Source organism: Streptomyces sp. NPDC127119 (assembly GCF_042677425.1).
In the GTDB taxonomy this organism is placed as follows: domain Bacteria; phylum Actinomycetota; class Actinomycetes; order Streptomycetales; family Streptomycetaceae; genus Streptomyces.
In genome coordinates, this window is sequence record NZ_JBHXTO010000267.1 from 1 (window position 1) to 6,001 (window position 6,001).

At 70.8% G+C, this 6,001-nt stretch carries 6 protein-coding genes; 2 read left to right on the forward strand and 4 right to left on the reverse strand.

From position 1 onward, the window contains the following. Positions 1-198: 198 nt before the first annotated feature. From ACFVH5_RS43715 to ACFVH5_RS43730, 4 genes are all read right to left on the reverse strand, one after another. Positions 199-1,053 (reverse strand): ABC transporter permease, encoded by an 855-nt coding sequence (locus ACFVH5_RS43715; protein ID WP_385839261.1) that lies wholly within the window; start codon positions 1,051-1,053, stop codon positions 199-201. Then, entirely contained in the window at positions 1,050-2,030 is a 981-nt protein-coding gene (locus tag ACFVH5_RS43720) for an ATP-binding cassette domain-containing protein (RefSeq protein WP_385839262.1), read from the reverse strand. Before ACFVH5_RS43720 ends, ACFVH5_RS43715 begins: the two co-directional genes overlap by 4 nt. Before the next feature lie 162 nt (positions 2,031-2,192). Beyond that, positions 2,193-2,807, reverse strand: a complete 615-nt coding sequence (locus ACFVH5_RS43725) for a PadR family transcriptional regulator (RefSeq protein WP_385839263.1) — start codon at positions 2,805-2,807, stop codon at positions 2,193-2,195. A 777-nt stretch (positions 2,808-3,584) separates the two neighbouring features. Beyond that, complete coding sequence (locus ACFVH5_RS43730) at positions 3,585-4,016, reverse strand: ester cyclase (RefSeq protein WP_385839264.1); 432 nt, start codon at positions 4,014-4,016, stop codon at positions 3,585-3,587. 257 nt (positions 4,017-4,273) lie between these two features. Between ACFVH5_RS43730 and ACFVH5_RS43735 the strand changes: the two genes are divergently transcribed. Next, positions 4,274-5,179, forward strand: coding sequence for an NAD(P)H-binding protein (locus tag ACFVH5_RS43735; RefSeq protein WP_385839265.1), 906 nt, complete (start codon positions 4,274-4,276; stop codon positions 5,177-5,179). Between the two features lie 14 nt (positions 5,180-5,193). Beyond that, positions 5,194-5,907: a class I SAM-dependent DNA methyltransferase gene (locus ACFVH5_RS43740; RefSeq protein ID WP_385839266.1), complete on the forward strand. Its 714-nt coding sequence runs from the start codon at positions 5,194-5,196 to the stop codon at positions 5,905-5,907. The last annotated feature ends 94 nt before the right edge of the window (positions 5,908-6,001 follow it).

Genomic DNA, 6,001 nt, shown 5'->3' on the forward strand with positions numbered 1-6,001 from the left:
GGTATTAAAGGGGGGGGGAGTCACGGCAGCACGACCCAGCCGACGGGGGAGACAACCAGCCCGGCTGCCGTGACTCGTTCAGGACCCCGGCCACTTCCAGCGGCGCGGGGAACGGCGCAGTCTTTCGTCTTTGCCCTTCAGGGGCGCGGGGAACTGCGCGACCAGCCACGACGCACACGCCTCCGCCCCAAAGCGGAGCTACGTCCGGCTCTTGGCCCGATACAGATGCATCGTCAGCGGCGCGAAGATCAACGTAATGACCCCGCTGGCGAGCAACACCCACCCGATGTCCGTCCCGCTCGCATCCCCATGCACCAGCCCGCGCACAGCGGTTGCCGCGTTACTGACCGGATTCGCGTTGACGATCGCCTCCATCCACCCCGGCATCGTCTCCGGCTCCACGAAGATGTTGCTCGTGAAGACCAGCGGGAACATCACCAGCATGCTGGACCCGGACACCGTCTCGGGCGCCTTGGCGACCACACCCAGCGCCGCGAAGATCCAGCTGACGCTCACCGCGAAGACCAGCAGGAGCAGCATGGCGGCCAGCACCCCGCCCACTCCCCCGTCGGGCCGGAAGCCCAGCGCGAGCCCGACACCCATCGTGGTGGTCAGCGCCAGCACGTAGCGGACGATGTCGCCGAGGAGGCTGCCCACGATCGTGGCGGGCTGCCAGAACGGCAGGGTCCGGAAGCGGTCGTAGATTCCCCGGGTGATGTCCATGTTGAGCGCGGTTCCGGTGTAGACGGTCGGCATGATGACGGTCTGCACGAGGACGCCCGGCAGGAAGTACTGGAGGTACTCCTTGGTCGAGCCGGCGAACGCGCCGCCGAAGAGGTAGGTGAAGGTCAGCAGGAAGATGATCGGCATCAGCGTGACGTCGAACAGCACGGCCACGCCGTAGTGCTTCATCTTCCGCATCGTGCGCCACGCGGAGACCCGTACAGCGGTCAGCGGGTTGGGGCGGGAGGGGCGGATCTGACTGGTGAGGGCCTTGCGCAGGGCGTCGTTGGGTACGCCCGGAGTGGCCGTCGTCTCGGATGTGAGGGTCATGCCGCTGCCTCCTGGTCGGTGGTGCCGTCTTCCGCGGGGCGCCCGGTCAGGGCGAGGAAGACCTCGTCGAGGCTGGGCCTGCCGAACGCGAAGTCCGAGACGGCGATCTCGGAGCGGGCGAGTTCGGCGAGGGCGCCCGCGACCCGCGCGTTGTCGTCGGTCCGTACCGAGAGCGCGAACGGGTCGGACTCCTGGAAGACCGGCGAGGCGAGGGCCCGGGTGAGCAACTGGGCCGCCTCGGGGCGGGTCTCGGCGTTGACGAGCCGTACGTGCAGGGCGCCGGTGCCGACGGACGACTTGAGCTCGCCGGTGGTGCCCTCGGCGATGACCCGGCCGTGGTCGATGACGGCGATCCGATCGGCGAGCTGGTCGGCCTCGTCCAGGTACTGCGTGGTCAGCAGGATCGTGGTGCCGAGCGCCACCATGGCCCGCACGCTGTCCCACACCTGGTTGCGGCTGCGCGGGTCGAGTCCGGTGGTCGGCTCGTCCAGGAAGAGCAGGTCGGGGGTGATGACGAGACTGGCGGCGATGTCGAGGCGGCGCCGCATGCCTCCGGAGAAGGTCTTGGACTGGCGTCCGGCGGCTTCCGTGAGGTCGAAGGCCGCGAGCAGTTCCTCGGCCCGCGCGGCGGCCTGGGACCGGGAGAAGCCCAGGAGGCGGGCGAGCAGGGTGAGGTTCTCGGTGGCGGTGAGGTCCTCGTCGATGGAGGCGAACTGGCCGGTGAGGCTGACCCGGCTGCGTACCGCCCCGGCCTCCTTGACCACGTCGTGCCCGAGGACCCGGGCGGTGCCGCCGTCGGGGGTCAGCAGGGTGGACAGCATCCGGATCGTCGTCGTCTTGCCCGCGCCGTTGGGGCCCAGCACGCCGTAGACGACGCCTTGAGGGATGGCCAGGTCGACACCGTCGACGGCCCGGGTCTCACCGAAGGTCTTGACGAGTCCCGACGTCTCGATGGCAAGTGTGGATTGCGAACTCAATCTGTGACTCCTTGGTCCTGATGCGCCACGAGAGGCTGTGCGCCATGGCAGGAAGCGAACGACACGCAGAGCAGTAATCAAATTTGATTACTGCTCCAAGCTAGAGCACGAGCGACCCACTATGCAAGTTTGATTAGTAGGTCGTGCGGAGACGGTCGTCCGTCAACGGCCCGTCGTCCCGGGGCCGATGAGGGCGCGCCACGATCCCGGCGTCCCGAAGGTGGGCCCGTACTCGCCGGCCATCTCGTACTCGCCGGACCTGACCCGTTCCAGCAGGTCCCGGGTCCACTCGACGCCCAGGTCGGCGTAGCGCGTACGCATGGTCCACAACTCGTCCAGATGCGCCGGCAGGCCCTCGGCGTGGACCGGGGCGGACTCCTTGCGCAGGACGGCCCGTTGCGCCTCCAGGACGGCCAGCCGGGTGGAGAGGGCCGCCACGGCGCGGTCGCGGGAGAGGGCGGGCATCAGGGCGAGGCCGGCGCTGAGCATGTCGGCGCGGCGCTCGGGCCGTTCCAGGGCGTCGACCAGCAGCCGGAAGAACTCCTCGTCGCCCTCGGGGGTCACGCTGTAGTCCACCCGCCCCGGCCAGTGGACGATCTCGCTGGCCTCCAGCAGGCCGATCTTCGCGAGCTGCCGCAGCGCGTGGTAGATCGAACCGGGTTTGACGTTGGCCCAGTCGTCGATCCCCCAGGACAGCAACTCGGCCCGCACCCGGTAACCATGCGTCCTGCCGAACCCGCGTACCACCCCGAGGACCAGCAACCGCGTCGCCGACATCGTCACCCCGTTCCGTCTGGTGCGGCGTTCTCTGTACGCCGCCTGCCTGGACGTCAGCCTAGTGAGCCGCGGGGCGCGGCAGGGGGCCGCGGCCCGGCGGGCCCGGTGGCGGCCGGCACGCCCGACCGGAGGACCGGAGGACCGGAGGACCGGAGGACCTGCGGCCGGGCTGACCGGCTGACCGGCTGACCGGCTGTCCGGCTGTCCGGCTGTCCACGGGTACGACAGACGCCGGACCCGCGGCAGTTGGCAGCTGGCCTGTCTGCCGGCGTCCTGTCTGCCGGCCTGCTCACCCGCGGCCGATGACTCCTCGGCCGCTCGGTCACGACCTGCGGCCCGCGGGCGTCGGCTGAGCGGCGGACCGCCGGCAGACAGGCCGCCGGACCCACGACCGGATTACGGACAACCGGTTGACCGGGGGCCGGTCCACGGACCCCGCGGGCCCGCAGACCCACGGGTGTCGGCCGAACCCCCTGCCCGTGGACCGGTGGACTGATGGACCGGTGGACCGGTGGACCGGCAGCCGGTGAAGTGACGGCCGACTGGTCCGCGGTCGGCAGCCACCGACCCACAGGCCTACGCACCGCCGACCCGCGGCCGACTGGTCGACGAACGGCCGGCCGGTCGGTAGGTCGGTCGGTCGGTCGGTCAGAGGCCAGACGTCCGGTCAACCAGCCGCCCGATCGACGGACCGATGGCTGACCGACCGACCGGCCGACGGTCCGCCCGACCGCCCGCCCCGCGGACCGCGGACCCGCGGCTGACCGTCCGGCCAGGTCAGGCGCTGGTTTCCAGTTCCACCTTCGGGACGTCCGGCAGTTTGCCCAGTTTGATCAGGAGCGGGCGCATGTTGATGACGTCCCAGTGTTCGACGACCTTGGCGTCCTCGAAGCGCAGTTCCTCCACCAGGTGCCAGCTGACGCGCTCGCCGGTCGGCGGCACGCCCATGAACTCGTGCGAGTGGGTCGCGGTCACGGTGATGCGCAGGGTGACCCGGTCCTCCTCCGCCATGATGCTCTTCACTTCGAGCTGGAGATCGGGGAACGCCTGCAGCCCGCCCTCCATGAGCTTGATCATGTCGGCGGAACTCACCTCGTTGTCCTCGGAGTAGTGCACGATGTCCGGCGACCAGTGCTTGATGATCCCGCTCAGGTCCCACCGGTTCCAGGCGGCGACCATTTCCAGACACAGGGCCTTGCGCTCGGCCATTGACATGGCGATTCCTCACAGTCTCGCGGACGATGTCACGCCAGACTGCCCCTGACCCGCCTGAGAACGGCTGCAGGACCGCTCAAGTCCCGCTGGAGCGGCGCCGGACGCCGCCCGGCACCCCGCCGGGGTGCGCCGAAGTCCATCGGGGCTCACGGAGTCCTCTAGCCCCGCACGACAGCCTGGGCCCCTGGAACCGCCTCCCCCGCAGCGCCTCACGCCGGGGAGAGCACCGTTTCGTACGCCGAGGAGGGGCCTTGAACATCCTGTTGACCGGTGCCACGGGCAAGGTGGGACGCCATGTCGCCCAGAGCCTGGCGGCTTCCGGGCACCACGTGCGGGCGCTCACCCGGACTCCCGCGACCGCCGCGCTGCCGGCCGGCGTCGAGGTCGTCCGGGGCGATCTGGAGCAGCCGCAGACCCTGCCCGCCGCCCTGGAGGGCGTCGACCGGATGTACCTCTTCCCGGTACCGGAGACCGCCCAGGAGGTCGCGGCGCTCGCCCGCAAGGCGGGGGTCCGGCACATCGTCGTCCTGTCGTCCAGCTCGGTGCTCGACGACGAGTCCAACCCCAGCCACCAGCACCACCGCGCGGTGGAACGGGCCGTCGAGGACAGCGGGGCGGACTGGACCTTCGTACGCCCCGACGAGTTCGCCGGCAACACCCTCTGGAAGTGGGGCGACTCGATCCGTACGGAGAACGTCGTACGCGCGCCCTACGGCAAGGCCGCCCGCGCGATCGTCCACGAGGCCGACATCGCGGCGGTCGTGGCGACCGCGCTGCTGGAGGACGGCCACGCGGGCGCCCAGTACCTGGTGACGGGGCCTCAGGCGCTGACCCAGGTCGAGCAGGTGGCCGCGATCGCGGCGGCGACCGGCCGGGACATCCGCTTCGAGGAGCTGAGCCGGGAGGCCGGGCGGGCGGCGATGAGCGCCGTCATGCCGCCGCCGGTCGTCGAGATGCTGCTCGACTACCTCGCCGAGTCGGCCGTCACCCCCGGCCCGGTGACCGATGCGGTGCGCCGGGTCACCGGCCGTCAGGCACGCACGTTCGCGAGCTGGGCGGCGGAGCACGCAGGCGGATTCAGCGGCGAGGCCGCTGCCACAGGTGCCACCGGTGCCGGAAATTCCAGCAGTTCGAGCAGTTCCAACAGTTCCAGCTGAGGAGGGGAGTCGCCATGTACGGACCCGGGATGGCCGAGATCTACGAGCTGCTGCACGAGTCGCGCGGCAAGGACTACCGGGTGGAGGCCGCCACCGTCGCGGGGCTCGTACGGGCCCGCAACCCCGCGGCGGCCTCGCTCCTGGACGTCGCCTGCGGCACCGGCGCGCATCTGCGGCACTTCGCCCAGCTCTTCGACAAGGTCGAGGGGCTCGAACTGTCCGACGCGATGCTGTCGATGGCCCGCACCGCGGTACCCGCCGCCGTCCTGCACGGCGGCGACATGCGCGATCTCTCCCTGGGGCGCTCCTACGACGCGATCACCTGCATGTTCGGCTCGATCGCCTATCTGAAGGACACCGCCGAACTCACCGCGACCCTGAGGTCGTTCGCCGAGCACCTGACCCCGCACGGTGTCGTGGCGGTGGACCCCTGGTGGTTCCTGGAGACGGCCCTCGACCGCCATGTGAGCGGGGACACCGTGACCGTGGGCCGGCGGACGCTGACCCGCGTCTCCCACACGGAGCGCCGGGGGCACACCTCGCACATGGTCGTGCACTACGTGGTGGCCGATCCCGACAGCGGTGTGCGGCACTTCGCGGAGGACCACACGCTGACGCTGTTCACCCGGGCCGCGTACGAGGACGCGTTCACCCGGGCCGGGTTGAAGGTCGCCTATGTGGAGGGGATCCAGTCGGGCCGCGGCCTGTTCCTCGCGGACCGCGCCTGAACGCGGGCAGGACGACGGGAGGGGGGGGGGGGGCCGGGACCCCGGGCACCCCCCCCCCCCCCCGGACCGCGGCCACGCCGGAAACAGCCCGACA

Bases quoted from the DNA above. Each gene is read 5' to 3' on its own strand.
- ACFVH5_RS43740 (WP_385839266.1), top strand. From the start codon at position 5,194: ATGTACGGACCCGGGATGGCCGAGATCTACGAGCTGCTGCACGAGTCG.
- ACFVH5_RS43730 (WP_385839264.1), bottom strand. From the start codon at position 4,016: ATGGCCGAGCGCAAGGCCCTGTGTCTGGAAATGGTCGCCGCCTGGAAC.
- ACFVH5_RS43725 (WP_385839263.1), bottom strand. From the start codon at position 2,807: ATGTCGGCGACGCGGTTGCTGGTCCTCGGGGTGGTACGCGGGTTCGGC.
- ACFVH5_RS43715 (WP_385839261.1), bottom strand. From the start codon at position 1,053: ATGACCCTCACATCCGAGACGACGGCCACTCCGGGCGTACCCAACGAC.